The organism is Marivita sp., from assembly GCF_017643905.1.
In the GTDB taxonomy this organism is placed as follows: Bacteria; Pseudomonadota; Alphaproteobacteria; order Rhodobacterales; family Rhodobacteraceae; genus Marivita.
Genome location: NZ_JAEPMO010000039.1, coordinates 1 through 16319, shown reverse-complemented (window position 1 = coordinate 16319; position 16319 = coordinate 1). Strand labels below are relative to the sequence as shown.

The window sequence follows — 16319 nt, the reverse complement described above, 5'->3', positions numbered from 1 at the left end:
GCCTCGCTAGGGTGCCGCATCGGAGTTTGGGGGGACTGATGATCCGACTTGTTGCGATCGTGATCGTGAGCGGCTTGCTGGCCGGATGCGCCAGTGACCCTTTGCGCGATGTGCCGCGCCTATCCGATACCGATGTCAGTGACAGTGAAATTCAGGCCGCACTGCGCGGTGAGCCTGACATCGTGTCCAAAGAGCCTGTCGCATCTGCCGAGCCAGAACGGCGTAGTCTTTTCGGACGTCTGTTCCGGGGCACCGCCGAGGACGCGCAATCGGTGGAACTCGTGGCCGAGGACAAGCCCGAAGCAGCGCCTGTAGTGTCAGAAGACGCAACCGAGCCGGAGCTCGCCGAAACGACCGAGCCTGCGAACGAACCTGCGCCAATCGCCACGGCCGCCGCACCGCGCAGAGGGCTTTTGGGTTTTCTGAGCCGCGCAGCGCAAGAGGCGCGGACCGAGGACGGTGTTCAGCTGGCCGCTGTGCCGCCCCAAACCCAAACCGACGCGACACCCGCTGCGCCCGCGCGAGGCCCGAACCCCGGCGCGCCGGATTACATGATCGTGCCGGCCGGAACCGTGCTGCCCTACGGGACGTTGGCGCGGGTCTGTGATGTCGCGACACGGGATCTGGGAACACGCGTCGAACGCTATCCGGAGTCAGGGTCGGTCTACGCGCTTTATGATTCGCAGCCGGGCACCATCACACCGCACACCTTCTACCTGACCGGGTTCGACGATGGTTGCGCGCGGCAGTTCACCGCGGCGCTTGCGCTTTTCGGCAGCCCCGAAACACATGAACAGCTCCGCTATGGCTTGCCGTCCAAGGTGCAGCCCTATTCATCGACCGATGCCGCCTATGAAACCCTGAAGTCGCAGGTGTGCCGTGTCGCAAAGAACAAACCCTGCGGGTCATCCATGTCTCGCCTCGCGCGCAACACCGCCTTTGTCAGCGTTTACGAGACTTTCGGATCGAACCCGGAATGGAAGACGATCCTTCTGCACGACGGTGAAGTCGTCGAAACCGACATCCGCGGCAACTGAGCCGCGCTAGTAATGCGGCGGGCGTTCATCGCCCAACACCACGCCACCCGTACCTTCGGCTTCGCGTTCAGCCTCGCGCATCATCAGCATTTCAACCCGTGCGGTCAGGCGGTCGATCTCCTTGGCCTGCGCGGCCACGGTGTCGGACAGGTCGTCGGTGATGCGCAACAGGTGCGCAATGCGTTCTTCAAGGGTGGTGATATCCATGGGTGTGACATGCGCATGGCTTGCGACAAAGGCAAGAGGGGAGTGACGCGGATCTCGGTCGTTTTACCCAATTGTCAAAGAGGTTGGGCATACGGCACGCAGCACCTCTGCTTGCCCCCTCCGGTTCCAGCGTTTAGAGGAGGTGCGACACCCCAACCCAGTCGGGAATTGACCATGGCCAAAGAGCAAAAAGCCCCCAAGCCCAAGGCGCAGACGCCCAAGGGCTTCCGCGACTATTTCGGCACCGAGGTGACCGAACGCGCCGAGATGCTGGCGCAGATCGCCGGGGTCTATCATCGCTATGGTTTTGACGCTTTGGAAAGCTCGGCGGTCGAGACGGTCGACGCGCTGGGCAAGTTCCTTCCCGACGTGGACCGCCCCAATGAAGGCGTGTTCGCGTGGCAGGAGGACGAGGATGGCGACAAGGGTGACTGGCTGGCGCTGCGCTATGATCTGACCGCACCGCTGGCGCGGGTCTATGCGCAGCACCGCAACGACCTGCCGCTGCCCTATCGACGCTATGCGATGGGGCCGGTCTGGCGGAACGAAAAGCCGGGGCCGGGGCGATATCGCCAGTTTTATCAATGCGATGCGGATACGGTTGGGTCGGCGTCGGTTGCGGCGGATGCCGAGATCTGCGCGATGCTGGCGGATACGCTTGAGGTCGTTGGCATTCCGCGTGGGGACTACATTGTTCGGGTGAACAACCGGAAGGTTCTGAACGGTGTGTTGGAGGCGATTTCTGTTTCCGACGAGGCGCAGGCAGCGGACGTAATGCGCACTATCGACAAATTCGACAAAGTGGGCGCAGAGGGCGTCCGCCAGCTATTGGGCAAAGGCCGATTGGATGCATCAGGTGCCTTTATCGATGGTGTGGGGCTAGCGGATGAGCAAGTTGAATCAGTCGTTTCGTTTTTGACTTCAGGCCGTCAACAAGCAAATCTCGGTGGGATGGGCATACAGAGGCCGATCGGGCAGGGTGGTGGACATGTTGCTAGCAGTAATGAGGGCGCGTTCAAGAGTTTGGAGCTTAGCCGAGTAGTACAAGATAACACTTTGAATGAGCTTAGGCGAATTGTTCAAGGCAGCCCACAAGGTATTGAGGGCGTTGATGAGCTTGCCGAAATATCTCGGCTATTGAACGCTCAAGGCTATGGGCCGGACCGCATCGTCATCGACCCGTCGGTGGTGCGGGGTCTGGGCTATTACACCGGCCCCGTTTTCGAGGCTGAGCTTACCTTTGAAATCCTTGATGAAAAGGGCCGCAAACGGCAGTTCGGGTCGGTCGCGGGCGGCGGGCGGTATGACGATCTGGTCAAGCGATTTATCGGCCAGCCGGTCCCCGCCACGGGGGTCAGCATCGGTGTGGATCGCCTGTTGGCCGCGTTGCGTGAAAAAGGCCGGATCGGCAGCCAGAGCGTTGGACCAGTTGTGGTCACAGTCATGGATCGCGACCGAATGGGCGATTATCAGGCGATGGTGGCGGAACTGCGCAGCGCGGGCATCCGGGCCGAGGTCTATCTGGGCAATCCCAAGAATTTTGGCAACCAGCTGAAATACGCGGACAAGCGCAATTCGCCCGTGGCCGTGATTGAAGGCGGTGATGAAAAGGCCAATGGCGTGGTGCAGATCAAGGACCTGATCTTGGGTGCCAAGATAGCGGAAAGCGCGAGCCTTGAGGAATGGCAGGACCGCCCGAACCAGTTCGAAGTGCCGCGCGATCAGCTTGTGTCCAAGGTGCGCGAGATCCTCGAAAGCTATACCTGATGGCGCAAGACATCCCCTACAAGTCTCGCGTCAGGATTGAGGCCGAGGCTATTTGCGACGACTTCGTTGCAGACGGTGCCGCGCGGTTCGAGACGGATATCCTGCTGCCCGCTGAAGTCCTGCTGGACCTTTATGGAGAGGACATCCGCGCACGGGCCTATGTGACGACCGACCCGGAACGCGGCGAGATGATGCTGCGCCCGGATTTCACCGTGCCGGTGGTCCAGTACCATATGGACGGTGACGGGTTTCCCGCGAGCTATACCTATTTCGGCGAGGTGTTCCGCAAGCAGGAAGACCACCCCGACCGGCGCAGCGAATACATGCAGGTGGGCTACGAAGAATTCGGCGGTGCCAATGCTGCTGCGGCGGATGCCGAGGTGTTCGGGAAGTTCTCTGACGCTTTGGCCCCGTTGGGCCTGCGCGCGGCGACCGGGGATATTGGCATACTGATCGCGATGGTCGAAGGTTTGGACACCACCGAAGACCGGCGCACGGCGTTGATGCGGCATATCTGGCGGCCCGCGCGGTTCACTGCTCTGGTCAAGCGCTTTGCGGGACTGACCCCGGTGCCGCCATCGCGCGCGGCCTTACTGGCAACGGATGCGGCTTTGCCCGAGGCAGAAGTCATGATCGGCCTGCGCAGCGACCGCGAGATCGCAAGCCGCATCGCTGCGCTTCGCGCGGATGCGGCAGAGCCACCGATGTCAGCCGAGATCGTCGATCTTATTGCGGCCGTGCTTTCGGTGTCCGAAACCTGCCCGAACGCGTTGGAACACCTGCGCGACATCGCGGTCGACATGCCCGGATTGCTGCCCGCGCTCGACCGCTTCGAGGCAAGGTGCGATGCCATGGCCAAATGCGGCATCGACGTAGATGCGCTGCCGTTCGAGGCATCTTATGGCCGCACGTCGATGGAATATTATGACGGTTTCGTCTTCGGTTTCTATTCTGAAGCGCGACCTGACCTTCCCCCTGTCGCGACCGGCGGGCGCTATGACGCGCTGACCCGAAGGCTGGGGCAGGGGCGCGAAATCCCGGCGGTGGGCGGCGTGATCCGGCCCGATCTGGTGGTCGAGCTTGGGGGGTTGCGATGACGATCAAGCTGGGTGTCCCGTCCAAAGGGCGGCTAATGGAAAAGACCTTTGACTGGTTCGGCGCACGGGGCGTGACCCTGTCGCGGACCGGATCGGAGCGCGAATATGCTGGTACGGTGGGCGGGGTCGATGGTGTTGATCTGGTGCTGCTTTCGGCGGGGGAAATTCCGCGCGAACTGGCAGCGGGCCGCATTCACCTTGGGGTGACGGGGAATGATCTCATTCAGGAGAAGCTGGTGCAATGGGACCAGAAAGTCGAACCGCTGACACCGCTGGGCTTCGGTCATGCGAACCTGATCGTGTCGGTTCCGCAATGCTGGGTCGATGTGGATACGCTCGACGATCTGGATGGCGCGGCAGCGGCGTTTCGCGCCCGACACGGATTTCGGATGCGGATCGCGACCAAGTATCACCGGTTGGTGCGGGATTACCTGCGCCGCGGCGGCGTGGCGGATTACCAATTGGTGGACAGCCAAGGTGCGACTGAAGGCACGGTCAAGAACCTGACGGCTGAGGCGATTGCCGACATCACCACGACCGGGGAGACGTTGCGGGCGAACCATCTGAAGATCCTTGATGAACCGCCTGTTCTGGAGAGTCAGGCGACGTTGTTCCGCAGTCGTGTGGCTGAAAAAACGGATGTGGATCGGGACGTGCTTCGCGCGTTGATCGACCGATTGGGAGTGTAGCGCGGGGCAATCCGTTGACGGATTGCGCAAACGCGTCGGCGCGTTTGGTTGCTTTACGAATAGCGTTGGAAGAGGTCGCGCAAATTGAACTGCGCGCGGAGGCGGGTGGCCAGCAGGAACAGCCCAGCAGCCTTGCGCTGCAGGTAAAGCACTTCGGTTGGCGGGATGTGCTGGATTGACCGATCGCGGCCAAGCTCCATACCGCGGTCGCGCAATTCAGCCACAAGGGACGTGTCTGCAAAGTCGAACCCTTTTGGGTGCAGCATTGGGGCGTTGGCCATCTCGACCATGCTGAGGATTTCGGCGCGAGTTCTCTCGGGAAGGACGTCTGACAGCAGGCCTAGGACGCGCAAAGCTTCAGCTATGCCGGACAGGTCATTCTCCAATGAAGGCCGGAGAACCGCGCGAGACCGTGCCACGAGGTCTGGAGAGAGCCTCCGCGTCGCGCCAAAATCCAGCAGCACCAGCTTACCCGTCTCGGGCTGCCAGCGGAAATTTGCGAAGTTGGGGTCGGACTGGACGAGGTGAAAGTCGAACACTTCGCGCATCATCAGGGCGATCAGCCGTTCCGCCATCTGGTTGCGGGTGGTCTGATCTGCGTCTTCGAGCGTGTCGATGGGGTCGGAGGGGATGAACTCCATCGCGAGGATGTCGCGGGTCGAGAGGTCCTCGTGGAATGCTGGGACGATGAAATCGGGATCGTTTTTCAGGAGGTCGCCAAACTGCCGCAGACTTCGCGCTTCGGCCTCGTAGTCGGCTTCTTCGTGCAATTGCTGGCGCGCATCGTCGAGACAAGGCGCGAGGTCCAGACCTTTGGGCATCATGCCCGACAGGCGCATCAGGCTGGCAAGGTTGCGCAGGTCGCTGTCGATGCTGTCGCGGATGCCGGGATATTGCACCTTGATCGCCAGATCGCGCCCGTCATGGGTTTGCGCGCGATGGACCTGCCCGATGGAGGCGGCAGCGATGGGGCGGACATCGAACTTTTTGAACCTTTTGGTAAAATCTGCGCCCCACGCCTTGGTCAGCACCTGTTTGAGCTGAGCGGGAGGCATGAAATGGGCCTGCGCTTGCAGCGGGCGCAGCATGGCGGCCAATTCGGGGGTCAGAAGATCGCCTGCTTCGAGGGAGAGGAGTTGGCCCATCTTCATCGCAGCACCGCGCATCTGCGACAGTTCCCGCGTCAGGCGCTGGGCGTTTGACGGGGTGAGGAACATGTCGCGTGGCGAGGGCTTGCGGCCCTGAAACAGCGAACGTGCCCCTGCTGCGGCGGCCGACGTCAGAAGACCCCCAGCCAACCCGCCCATGCGCGCGGCACGGGCAGCGCGTCCGGTTGGAACGGCGCGGCTGCGGGGATCGGCTTCGTCTTTCATGGGGGGGAGGTAACACCCCGGTGGTTCGGGGCAATGGGCGCGCGCGCCAAATTCGCGGTCTGGCGCGCGCGGAGCCGTCGGTTACCCGGCGGCTTCGATCTTGTCTTGCGTCTTGGTGTCGAAATCCGACGCATCATGGCGTTCGCGCAGCTGCTCGCTTGGTTCCCCGGTTGCCCGATTCACCATACGCCCGCGCTTGACGGCAGGCCGGGCTTCGATGGCTTTGGCCCAGCGGAGGACGTTCGTGTAGCTGGTGACATCCAGGAATTCGGCGGCGTTGTAGAGCCGTCCGAGAACCAGCCCGCCATACCACGGCCAGATCGCCATATCGGCGATGGTGTAATCCGGGCCGCTGATGAAGTCGCGGTCGGCCAGTTGCCGGTCCAGCACGTCCAGCTGCCGCTTGGACTCCATCGCGAAGCGGTTGATCGGGTATTCCATGGGTTCGGGCGCATATGCGTAGAAATGGCCAAAGCCGCCGCCAAGATACGGCGCGCTTCCCATCTGCCAAAAGAGCCAGCTGAGCATCTCGGCGCGGTTTTCCGGCGCACCGAGGAAGGCATCGAACTTTTCGGCAAGGTGCATCAGGATAGCTGCGGATTCGAAGACGCGCACGGGCTTTTCGCCTGAGCGGTCACGCAGAGCCGGGATTTTGGAGTTGGGGTTGATGTCCACAAAGCCCGACCCGAACTGGTCGCCATCACCGATCTTGATGAGCCACGCATCGTATTCCGCGCCAGTGTGGCCGGCTGCCAGCAGTTCTTCGAACATGATGGTGACCTTCTGACCGTTCGGAGTGGCAAGGCTGTAAAGCTGGAACGGGTGCTTGCCGACAGGCAGTTCCTTGCCATGGGTGGCACCGGCGATGGGACGGTTGGTGCTGGCGAATTTACCGCCGTTTTCCTTGTCCCAAATCCAGACCTTGGGGGGCGTGTAGCTGTCGGTCATGTTGGATGTCCTGATCACTGGTTGTTTGGGGCAAACCTAGGGGGTGTGCGGCGGAACTGCCAGTGCAAGTGCGCAGATCAGATGTGCGGTTGGGTCAGAGCACACCTATTTCAGCCAACGCGCCGGCGAGTTCGGGGGGCAGGGTGTCGTCGTTCAAGCGTGATTTGCCCAGATCGGGCGGCGCGTCTTCGGGTTTGAGGTAGCGCCAGCCTTGAAAGGGGCGCTTGGGAGTTGTTGCCGTGCGGATCAGTTCCGGGTCGAGGACGATACCACAGCGGCGGATGCCGTCATCGCCGATGATCTCTTCCAGACCGATGATCCTTTGACGGGCTTGCAGCAGACCCTTGATGACCCAGTAGATCGAGCCGCCGTTGAGCAACTCGGTCTCGCGTTTGGGCCACATGCGGGTGACGTGATAATACTGGCCGTTCGCCCGCTGTTTGGAGCGGTTCTGTTGCCAATCCTCGATCTGCTCGACGCTTTCGGAGCCGACCGAGAGTTTGATGAGATGGATTGTGCCTGCCATTGTGTTCGCCCCCGGTTCACCAGATCATAGCTGCGGCGGGGGCGGGTTCAACCCGCGAGCGACACGCGGTCAGACAGGTTTTTTACGGGCGCGCGTCTTGGGCTTTGGGTCATCCGGCGTTGCCGCATCGCGCTCAAGACGGGTCTTGCGCAGACGCTGGGTTTTCGCCTCGCGCTGCTCGGTCTCGGTGTCCAGCATTTCGCGGACGACGCGGGTGGTCTTGTCCATCACGGTTTCCGCCCGCGTCTGTGTGGCTTTGAAGAGGGTGTCTTTGTTCAGCTTGGCCATCATTCAATCTCCTTGACGGTGGGGGCGGGGATGCGGGGTCGTCAAACGCAAAAACGGGCGCTGTCCAAGGACAACGCCCGCTTTTTAATCAATCGAACCGAGGCTTATGCCAGAGCAAGATTTGTCGCGCTTTCGCGGCCATCACGGCCACTTTCAACGTCGAAGGTCACAGCCTGACCGTCGTCAAGCTGGTGCAGACCTGCGCGCTCGAGCGCGGAGATGTGGACGAAGATGTCCTTCGAACCATGCTCGGGTGCGATAAAGCCAAAGCCTTTTTGGCCGTTGAACCATTTCACGGTGCCATTTGCCATCGTGTTGTCTCCTAGTTTTTAGTCGCCACCCGCAACATGCGGTGGCCCGGCTCAGTGTCGTCGTAGGATCGCCTGAGGCCGTTAGGAAACAGAAGGTCATCGGAAGAATCTTTGCCCGACTGATATGGGGGGCATAGGGCAAGAATACAATGTTTATTCTCGTTATGGGCGAAATGAGCTGCATCGAGCAGAAATCGGCGTCGTGATTTATCCACAGGGTTCTCCACAGCTGGCGCAGGATGTGGTAGGGTATTGGTCCGCGCAATCTAGACGTTGTGGATTTGTCGATTTTTGCGCTATCTTGTCCGTCTGCCGCCACAGGGGAATCGCCGCCATGTCTCGCTTTACCGCACCGATTGCTGAACAGATCTGGGATATGAAGTACCGCCTCAAAGAGGCGGACGGCACGGCGATTGACGGCTCAGTCGAGGATACGTGGCGCAGGATCGCGCGGTCCTTGGCCGAGGTCGAGGCAGAGCCCGCGGTCTGGGAGGACCGGTTCTACGGCGCTTTGGAAGATTTCAAATACCTCCCGGCAGGGCGCATCACGGCAGGCGCTGGCACCGCGCGGTCGGTGACCTTGTTCAATTGCTTTGTCATGGGCACGATTCCAGACAGCATGGGCGGAATCTTCGAGATGCTGAAAGAGGCCGCGCTGACGATGCAGCAGGGTGGCGGCATCGGGTATGATTTCAGCACGATCCGGCCCAAGGGGGCCGGGGTCAAAGGTGTGGCGGCGGATGCCTCCGGGCCTTTGTCCTTCATGGATGTGTGGGACGCGATGTGCCGCACGATCATGTCCGCAGGGTCGCGTCGCGGGGCGATGATGGCGACGATGCGCTGCGATCACCCGGATATCGAGGACTTCATCGGGGCCAAGGCAGATGCGGCGCGGCTGCGCATGTTCAACCTGTCGGTGCTGGTGACGGATGACTTCATGGCGGCGGTCAAGGCCGATGGGTCGTGGGATCTGGTCTTCGATGGCAAGGTCTACCGGACGGTACAGGCACGCGATCTGTGGAACCGGATTATGCGCGCGACCTATGATTATGCAGAGCCGGGCGTGATCTTCATCGACCGGATCAATCAGGCCAACAACCTGAGCTATGTCGAAACCATCGCGGCGACAAACCCCTGTGGTGAACAACCCTTGCCGCCCTATGGTGCCTGCCTTTTGGGGTCGATCAACATGGCGCGGCTGGTGACGGACCCGTTCGAGGATGCCGCCGCTTTGGATCTGGACGCGCTGAACGAACTGGTCGCAACCGCCGTGCGGATGATGGACAACGTGGTGGATGCCTCGCGCTTTCCTCTGGAGGCGCAGCGGGCCGAGGCGCAAGCCAAACGGCGGATCGGGTTGGGCGTCACCGGGCTGGCAGATGCGTTGCTGATGCTGGGTCTGCGTTATGGCTCGGACGAGGCGGCGCGCCAGACCGAGCGCTGGTTGCACGCGATTGCCCGCGCCGCGTACCTAGCTTCGGTCGACTTGGCGAAGGAAAAGGGCGCGTTCCCGCTCTTCGATGCGGAGAAGTACCTCGCATCCGGCACCATGCAGTTGATGGACGAGGACGTGCGAGACGCGATCCGCGAACATGGTATCCGCAACGCGCTGCTCACGTCGATTGCGCCGACGGGGACGATCTCGCTCTATGCCGGGAACGTGTCGTCGGGGATCGAGCCGGTCTTTGCCTATGCCTACACCCGCAAGGTTTTGCAGAAGGACGGCACGCGGATCGAGGAAGAGGTGGTCGACTACGCGGTGCAGATGTGGCGCGAGAAGTTCGGCGATCGGGAGTTGCCGGATTACTTTGTGAATTCCCAGACTCTGGCCCCGCTGGAGCATGTGAAGATGCAGGCGGCGGCGCAGAAATGGGTGGATTCGTCGATCTCGAAAACGATCAACTGCCCTGAGGACATTTCCTTCGAGGCGTTCAAGGACGTCTACATGGAGGCGTTCGAGACCGGCTGTAAGGGCTGCACGACCTACCGACCGAACGATGTGACGGGGTCGGTGTTGAGCGTGGCGGAGGAGAAGAAGACGGACGCGCCTGAAGTGGTGACGTCATCGGATGAAGAACCGCAGCAGCCGCATGGCGACGTGATCTACATGTCCGAACCGCTTGACCGGCCCAAGGCATTGGAAGGTGCGACCTACAAGCTCAAGTGGCCGGACAGCGAACACGCGATCTACCTGACGATCAACGACATCATCGTCGGGGGGCATCGACGCCCGTTCGAGGTGTTTATCAACTCCAAGAACATGGAGCATTTCGCCTGGACGGTTGCGCTGACGCGGATGATCTCGGCGGTGTTCCGGCGCGGGGGGGATGTGTCCTTCGTGGTCGAGGAGTTGAAGGCCGTGTTCGACCCGCGCGGTGGCGCATGGGTGAACGGCAAGTACATCCCATCGATCCTTGCTGCCATCGGTGGCGTGATCGAGCAGCACATGGTCGCCATCGGTTTCCTTGCCGGCGAAGGCATGGGGCTGAAATCCGATCCGCAAGCACAGGTCGTCAACCTGCCCGGCGGTCGCGGCAAAGCCTGCCCAAGCTGCGGCCAGTACGACATGCGCATGGTCGAAGGGTGCATGACCTGCGGGTCGTGCGGCCACAGCAAGTGCGGGTGATTGGCCGGGGTCGTTGACCTGTTTATTTGATCAGCCAACCGATAAGTTTCCATTTGGGGCCAAAAACGTTCCACTTGCGGGGTATATAATTTCCATATCTCTATAAGTTATTGAAAATAAACGGAAATGGAAAAGCGCTGCACCGGGTTGGTGCAGCGCTTTTTGCGTGGTGCTGGCGGGGTTGACGGAGGGGGCAAAAGGGCGTCTCAGTTGGCCCATGATCACGCTAATCCAAACCCGACATCTCATACGACGCTGCTGCTGAGCGTTAGCACCCCCGGTGCCCAAGGGCATCGGTGGTTCCCCCAATGAGAGTACGGACATGGACACGACATGCGCATCAAGATCATCGACCTCCCGGATTACGAGACCGATCCCATCATCATCGCCGATCACCTGAAAGAGGTGCTGAAGACGATCCGGAAGAAGAAACTGGCCCGCGACCTGATCGGGGAGGACGAGCGGTCCTCCGAGTTCGAGGTGGGCGAATTCGACGAGTTTGCAGAGACGCTCTCCAGCGGTATCGACCTGACCATGTTCGACACACGGCGCATCGCTGAGCGTGCCTCGAAGCTGGCCAAAGCCCGGGTGAGGGCCGCAGGTACATCCCATCTGAAGCGCGAGGAATACGACCGTTTGAAGCCCGGTCTGCAGGGTATGTCTGCCGTGATGCCGCGCGGCGAAGACTGGGCGGACGAGGTTGCGGCGGCCTTGCACGAAGAGATGCCGTGGATGGCACGGGCGACGGAGTATGCATGGCACGAGTTGCGGCTGGCGGCCAAGCGTGGTGATCCGATCAAAATCCGTCCGGTGATCCTGAACGGCCCGCCGGGCATCGGGAAGAGTGTCTGGACGCGGGCCTTGGCGGAGGCGCTGCATCTTCCCATGGCTGAGATCGACGCGAGCAAGGGCGGCGCGGGCATGGCCCTTGTCGGCCTTGAGCGTGGCTGGGGAACGGCGCAAGCGGGACGCCCGATCGACCTCATGCTGGCCAAGCGCGTAGCCAACCTGCTCATCATCGTGGACGAAATCTGCAAGGCCACATCAAGGACCTCCACGCGAGGATCGACCTATTCCTTTGCCGATGCTCTTCTCTCGCTGCTGGAGCCAGCAACCGCGCGTGGTTGGGAATGCCAGTATTTTCGTGTTCAGTTCGATATGTCTCACCTGTCGTGGATTCTGACGTCGAACGATGTGCATCGGGTGTCGGAACCTGTGCGGAGCCGATGCGCAGTGATCGAGATCCCGGACGTGACGGAGGCTCAGCTTCTGGACTTTGCAACCAGACGTGCCGCCAAGCTCGGCTTATCAGACGAGGCGCGGGATGCGGTTCTGGATGCCATCGTGCGCGCCCCGGCAGCCACAGGGCGGCGCCTGAGCCTCCGGGACGTGGTGCGCATGCTGACCCGGGCGGAAATGCTGGAGGGGCGACCGCGTCTGCATTGAGACGCGAACGACCTTAACGGTGCTGCCCTGATGCCAAGCTGATTCCCCGGATCCGCGCCACCGACCCACAAGTGTTTCCACGTCCAAGCCTTGGCATTGTTTCCTGTGCAGAAGCAAACTGTTGTCCGATCATGGATGACCCTGGGCGACTTAGGCCCTGCGAAAACAGTCGTTGATTTTCGCTGGGCTCACCGATGGTCAGCAAATGCAGTATGAAGGCTTTGGGCGCATGCGAAACGGGCGCGTCAAAACCGAAAAGCGAAAACACTCGTTGGTCCGGTTATTCGGATACACCGGAAAACAAGCTTCTTGAAACGTGGATTTCCGCGTGATCGGTGACGTGCCCATGGATCACGCAGGGGAGCGCCATGTGGACATACGCAAACAGATACATCATCAAGGAAAGCCGGAAACTGCTGAGCGGATCACACCAGGTCAAACGAAAGCATCGCCTTGCCTCAGGGTGGAGGACCATACCAGGAGCGGGCTTCCGGGTCTGCGCTGCTCCGGGTTCCCAATGCCCAATTGGGTCTTTGACATATGCCAATCCAGAATTGTGAAAGCTCAAACACATGAATGGCGACGACGAACCAAAGTACTTTGACCCGGAGAAGCGTAAGCGGCAGAACGAGTTGTCCCGGCAGCGCGATGAGGAGAGGCTCGCTCGTGGCGAGATCACCGTGATGGAACTTCAGAGGGAGAACATGGCCTTCCGCCGTTTGCGCCGGGACCGCATCATGTTCGCGCGAAACCCAAAGACTGGTGAACCAAGGTATCTGGCGATGGGTAACAAGCCGAAGTCGAAGGACGACGAGGATACGTAATGGCGTTCGGCCATGGCTCGCACGGCGCGTCACGAGGCATTCCAATCGACAAAGACCGATACGCCTGCCACCTTGCTGAAAACAACAGGGTGTTTCGGGGACAACAGATGGCAGAAATCTGGGAATGGACGGCGACGCAAATCGCGGCACAGGTGAGGGCGCGGCAGGTGTCTGCTGTCGAGGTTACGCAGGCGCATCTTGATCGGTTGGCTGCCGTGAACCCGTCAATCAATGCAGTGGTGCAGGAGTTTCCCGAAGAGGCACTTGACGCGGCCCGGCTGGTTGATGCCGCGCTCAATCGGGGTGAGGATCCGGGCATGCTTTGCGGCGTGCCCGTCACGATTAAGGTCAATGTCGATCAGAAAGGCCACGCCACGACCAATGGCCTGCGGATGCTTGCGGATCTTGTTGCGACCGAAGACAGCCCGGTGGTTTCCAACATCCGCAAGGCAGGGGGGCATCATCTTGGGTCGGACGAACACGCCAGCCTTTTCCCTGCGCTGGTTTACCAAGAATGACCTGCACGGTCAGACCCTAAACCCGAGAAACCGAGAGATCACGCCCGGTGGGTCTTCGGGTGGTGCTGCGGCGGCTGTTGCGGCGGGGATCTGTGCCATCGGGCATGGCACGGACATCGCGGGTTCTATAAGGTATCCGGCTTATGCCTGTGGCTTGCATGGTCTGCGTCCAACCACGGGCCGGGTGCCTGCCTATAATTCCAGTGCGCCAGACCGATTTATCGGCGCTCAGCTTATGGCTGTATCGGGGCCGATTGCGCGGAACATCGACGATCTCGACATCGCCTTTTCAGCCATGTCGGCACCCGATCCGAGAGACCCGTGGTACTTGCCTGCACCTGCGACGACCCTCGACTACCCAAAAAGGGTGGCGCTTGCGTTCGCGCCCGATGGCATGCCTGTCGCAGATGAGGTGACAGCCGCCGTGCAGGAGGCAGCCGCCCGGCTGCGGGACGCGGGATGGACCGTGGAGGAAGTGGTGTGCCCACCGATGCGTCGGGCCGCGGCTGTCAATGCCTGCCTCTGGATGGCCGAAGCACAGTTCGTTGCCGCGGACTTGTTGGCGCGCGAAGCCGAAGCGGACTCGCAATTCGTCTTTGCACGCATGTCCAAGGATGCGGGTGAAGTCGGTTTCACGTCGCTGATGCAGTCGCTGCAAGCCCGTGCAGCTCTCGTGCGCGAGTGGCAGGTGTTCCAAGCAACTTATCCCGTGCTCCTGTGCCCGGTCTCGGGTGAATTGCCTTTCGACCAGCAGCTCGACGTCAAATCAGAGCAGAGCTTTGACCGTGTGTTCGAAGCGCAGCTGACCCAACGCGCGCTTCCCGCGCTCGGTATGCCAGGGCTGGCGGTTGCGACCGGCTCGGTTGAGGGGCGACCCGTGGGCGTGCAACTGATCGGCCCGCGCTACCGGGAAGACATTCTGCTTGCCGCCGGACGCAATATCGAGGCTGCGGGCAGTGCGATTGTGGTGTCTGATCCGGCATGAACAGGGCCGACCAGTCTTGCTTGCTGACGCCAGTCAAGACCCGAAGCTGTGTCGGCAGCTCTTTTGGGGCGTTAATTCAAGAGGATAGGCATTTTCGGCCCTCAGCTGCCTTCCACATGGCCCGCGAATGCGGCAGCGCAGCAATCGTAATCTTATATTTGGCGGGTGCGCCTGTAAGCTGTAGAGTGACAATCGAAGGTGGTGGCGAATTGCAGTTTTGCAGCTTCAGCGTGCTCGTTTACACCTATTGATGGTGGCCCTCCAGCTTGAATAGGATTCTTAATTTGTTGAAAGAAGAACGGAAACCTCTTATTGTTCGACAACTGTTGATCGAAAATTTTAGAGGTGTGAAAAGTGGATCAATTGATTTCCTCGGCCACACACTTCTTGTTGGAGGCAACAATGCCGGCAAATCCACAATCTGTGAGGCTCTGGAACTGGTTCTAGGTCCGGAGCGCGCCTACCGCCGGCCCATCGTCAATGAGCATGACTTTCATGCAGGCCGCTATCTCGATGAGGACGGCAATCCCGTTTATATCAAGATTGACGTCGTGCTGCTGCACCTGCCTGAAGAGATGGAGAAGAAACTCTTCTCGAAGACCCGTCCATGGAGCGATGCCAAGGGTGGGTTTGTCGATGAGTATGGCGCAGAGCCTGAGGATGCTGATGGCGAAGATGTCGTCCGCGCCCTGCCGCTGACCTTTATCGGCTATTATGAGCGCAAAGAAGATGACTTTGTTGGGACGACGTATTTCGCACACCCCGTTGAAGAGCTTGGTGAAGACGAAGAACACTATGGCAAGCCGTTTGCTGGGCTGTTTCTTCCCGCGCGAGTGGAAAATCCAGTGCGGCTTCATTTATTTACGCACCCTGCGCACCGGACGTCGCGCCCTCAGCCTGGAACGCGGCTCGCTGCTCGATACAATCCTTCGGCTTGGCGACACCGGGAAGGAGTCGATGTGGGAAAGCACCTTGAAGCAACTACGCGCTCTTGATCCGGCGATTGGCGACATTCCCCAGCTCGAAGTCATTCAAACACAGATCAAGGATCGCATGGCGCGCTTCGTCGGCTTGTCGGCGGACAAGGATGCGACGGGTTTCTATGCCTCTGACCTGACGCGGGAGAACTTGCGGGAAGTGGTCCAACTCTTCCTGAAGAGCCAAGGCAGCAACCATGCCGTGCCGTTCAATCGCCTCGGCACGGGCGCAGTAAACGCGCTGGTCTTTGCACTGCTGACCCATATTGCGGATTTGCGGGGCAACCGCACCATCATCTTCGCGATGGAAGAACCTGAGATCGCACTGCCACCCCACGCGCAGCGCCGGATCGCCAAGTACCTGCTGAAGAATATGGGGCAAGCCATCATTACTTCGCACTCGCCTTATGTGATCGAAGAATTTGATCTGAACGGTGTGAAGGCCGTCTCGCGCACGGCGGGGGCACTGTCCTCCGATGGTATCCCGGCGGGCGTGGTCAAGCACAGCGCGCTGCGCAGCAATCGTAAGCAATTGGCTGAGGCCGTGTTAGCGCGCGGCCTAGAGCGTGTCGCCCCTGATCAGATTCAGGATTCCCATGATGCTTGCCTTGTGATTCCATGCTTTTGAGGCAGATATGGGGGTCAGTTATGGGTAAGCCACATCCTGTTGAGTTGCGTGATCGCGCCGTGCGTCTTGTCG

Annotated in this window: 17 protein-coding genes; 11 read left to right on the top strand and 6 right to left on the bottom strand. The window is 60.5% G+C overall.

Features of this window, described 5'->3' with window-relative positions:
- The first annotated feature begins 38 nt into the window (after positions 1 to 38).
- Complete coding sequence (locus JJ869_RS08165; protein ID WP_292265992.1) at positions 39 to 1037, top strand: hypothetical protein; 999 nt, start codon at positions 39 to 41, stop codon at positions 1035 to 1037.
- 6 nt (positions 1038 to 1043) lie between these two features.
- Here JJ869_RS08165 and JJ869_RS08160 read toward each other — a convergent pair whose 3' ends face one another.
- Positions 1044 to 1238 carry a SlyX family protein gene (locus JJ869_RS08160; protein WP_292266015.1) on the bottom strand — a complete coding sequence of 65 codons (195 nt, stop codon included), beginning with the start codon at positions 1236 to 1238 and terminating at the stop codon, positions 1044 to 1046.
- Positions 1239 to 1418: 180 nt separating this feature from the next.
- Here JJ869_RS08160 and hisS point away from each other — a divergent pair, with 180 nt between their 5' ends.
- From hisS to hisG, 3 genes are read left to right on the top strand one after another with little or no spacing between them, the layout of a single operon-like run.
- On the top strand, positions 1419 to 3011 hold the full coding sequence (gene hisS / locus JJ869_RS08155; protein WP_292265990.1) for a histidine--tRNA ligase: 1593 nt from the start codon (positions 1419 to 1421) through the stop codon (positions 3009 to 3011).
- Positions 3011 to 4108 (top strand): ATP phosphoribosyltransferase regulatory subunit, encoded by a 1098-nt coding sequence (locus JJ869_RS08150; RefSeq protein ID WP_292265989.1) that lies wholly within the window; start codon positions 3011 to 3013, stop codon positions 4106 to 4108. The genes hisS and JJ869_RS08150 overlap by 1 nt, the downstream gene beginning before the upstream one ends.
- Positions 4105 to 4797, top strand: a complete 693-nt coding sequence (gene hisG / locus JJ869_RS08145) for an ATP phosphoribosyltransferase (RefSeq protein WP_292265987.1) — start codon at positions 4105 to 4107, stop codon at positions 4795 to 4797. Before JJ869_RS08150 ends, hisG begins: the two co-directional genes overlap by 4 nt.
- 53 nt (positions 4798 to 4850) lie before the next feature.
- Here the strand turns inward: hisG and JJ869_RS08140 are convergent, their stop codons facing one another.
- The 5 genes from JJ869_RS08140 to JJ869_RS08120 form a co-directional block, all read right to left on the bottom strand.
- Entirely contained in the window at positions 4851 to 6170 is a 1320-nt protein-coding gene (locus tag JJ869_RS08140) for an AarF/ABC1/UbiB kinase family protein (RefSeq protein ID WP_292265985.1), read from the bottom strand.
- Positions 6171 to 6251: 81 nt separating this feature from the next.
- On the bottom strand, positions 6252 to 7118 hold the full coding sequence (gene yghU, locus JJ869_RS08135; protein WP_292265983.1) for a glutathione-dependent disulfide-bond oxidoreductase: 867 nt from the start codon (positions 7116 to 7118) through the stop codon (positions 6252 to 6254).
- 94 nt (positions 7119 to 7212) lie between these two features.
- Positions 7213 to 7644 (bottom strand): DUF1489 domain-containing protein, encoded by a 432-nt coding sequence (locus JJ869_RS08130; RefSeq protein WP_292265980.1) that lies wholly within the window; start codon positions 7642 to 7644, stop codon positions 7213 to 7215.
- A 69-nt stretch (positions 7645 to 7713) separates the two neighbouring features.
- Positions 7714 to 7932 (bottom strand): hypothetical protein, encoded by a 219-nt coding sequence (locus JJ869_RS08125; protein WP_292265977.1) that lies wholly within the window; start codon positions 7930 to 7932, stop codon positions 7714 to 7716.
- 104 nt (positions 7933 to 8036) lie between these two features.
- A complete protein-coding gene (locus JJ869_RS08120) occupies positions 8037 to 8243 on the bottom strand; it encodes a cold-shock protein (RefSeq protein WP_292265974.1) in 207 nt (68 codons plus the stop codon).
- A gap of 334 nt (positions 8244 to 8577) precedes the next feature.
- On the opposite strand from JJ869_RS08120, the gene JJ869_RS08115 reads away from it, so the two are divergent.
- The 7 genes from JJ869_RS08115 to JJ869_RS08085 all read left to right on the top strand — a co-directional run bounded on the left by JJ869_RS08115 (position 8578) and on the right by JJ869_RS08085 (position 16247).
- Positions 8578 to 10869: an adenosylcobalamin-dependent ribonucleoside-diphosphate reductase gene (locus JJ869_RS08115; RefSeq protein WP_292265972.1), complete on the top strand. Its 2292-nt coding sequence runs from the start codon at positions 8578 to 8580 to the stop codon at positions 10867 to 10869.
- Positions 10870 to 11202: 333 nt separating this feature from the next.
- Complete coding sequence (locus JJ869_RS08110) at positions 11203 to 12315, top strand: AAA family ATPase (RefSeq protein WP_292265969.1); 1113 nt, start codon at positions 11203 to 11205, stop codon at positions 12313 to 12315.
- 572 nt (positions 12316 to 12887) lie between these two features.
- Complete coding sequence (locus JJ869_RS08105) at positions 12888 to 13139, top strand: hypothetical protein (protein WP_292265966.1); 252 nt, start codon at positions 12888 to 12890, stop codon at positions 13137 to 13139.
- A gap of 107 nt (positions 13140 to 13246) precedes the next feature.
- Complete coding sequence (locus JJ869_RS08100) at positions 13247 to 13657, top strand: amidase family protein (protein ID WP_292265963.1); 411 nt, start codon at positions 13247 to 13249, stop codon at positions 13655 to 13657.
- Complete coding sequence (locus JJ869_RS08095) at positions 13605 to 14642, top strand: amidase (RefSeq protein ID WP_292265961.1); 1038 nt, start codon at positions 13605 to 13607, stop codon at positions 14640 to 14642. Before JJ869_RS08100 ends, JJ869_RS08095 begins: the two co-directional genes overlap by 53 nt.
- A gap of 284 nt (positions 14643 to 14926) precedes the next feature.
- Positions 14927 to 15637 (top strand): AAA family ATPase, encoded by a 711-nt coding sequence (locus tag JJ869_RS08090; RefSeq protein ID WP_292265959.1) that lies wholly within the window; start codon positions 14927 to 14929, stop codon positions 15635 to 15637.
- A complete protein-coding gene (locus tag JJ869_RS08085) occupies positions 15615 to 16247 on the top strand; it encodes an AAA family ATPase (protein WP_292265956.1) in 633 nt (210 codons plus the stop codon). The genes JJ869_RS08090 and JJ869_RS08085 overlap by 23 nt, the downstream gene beginning before the upstream one ends.
- The last annotated feature ends 72 nt before the right edge of the window (positions 16248 to 16319 follow it).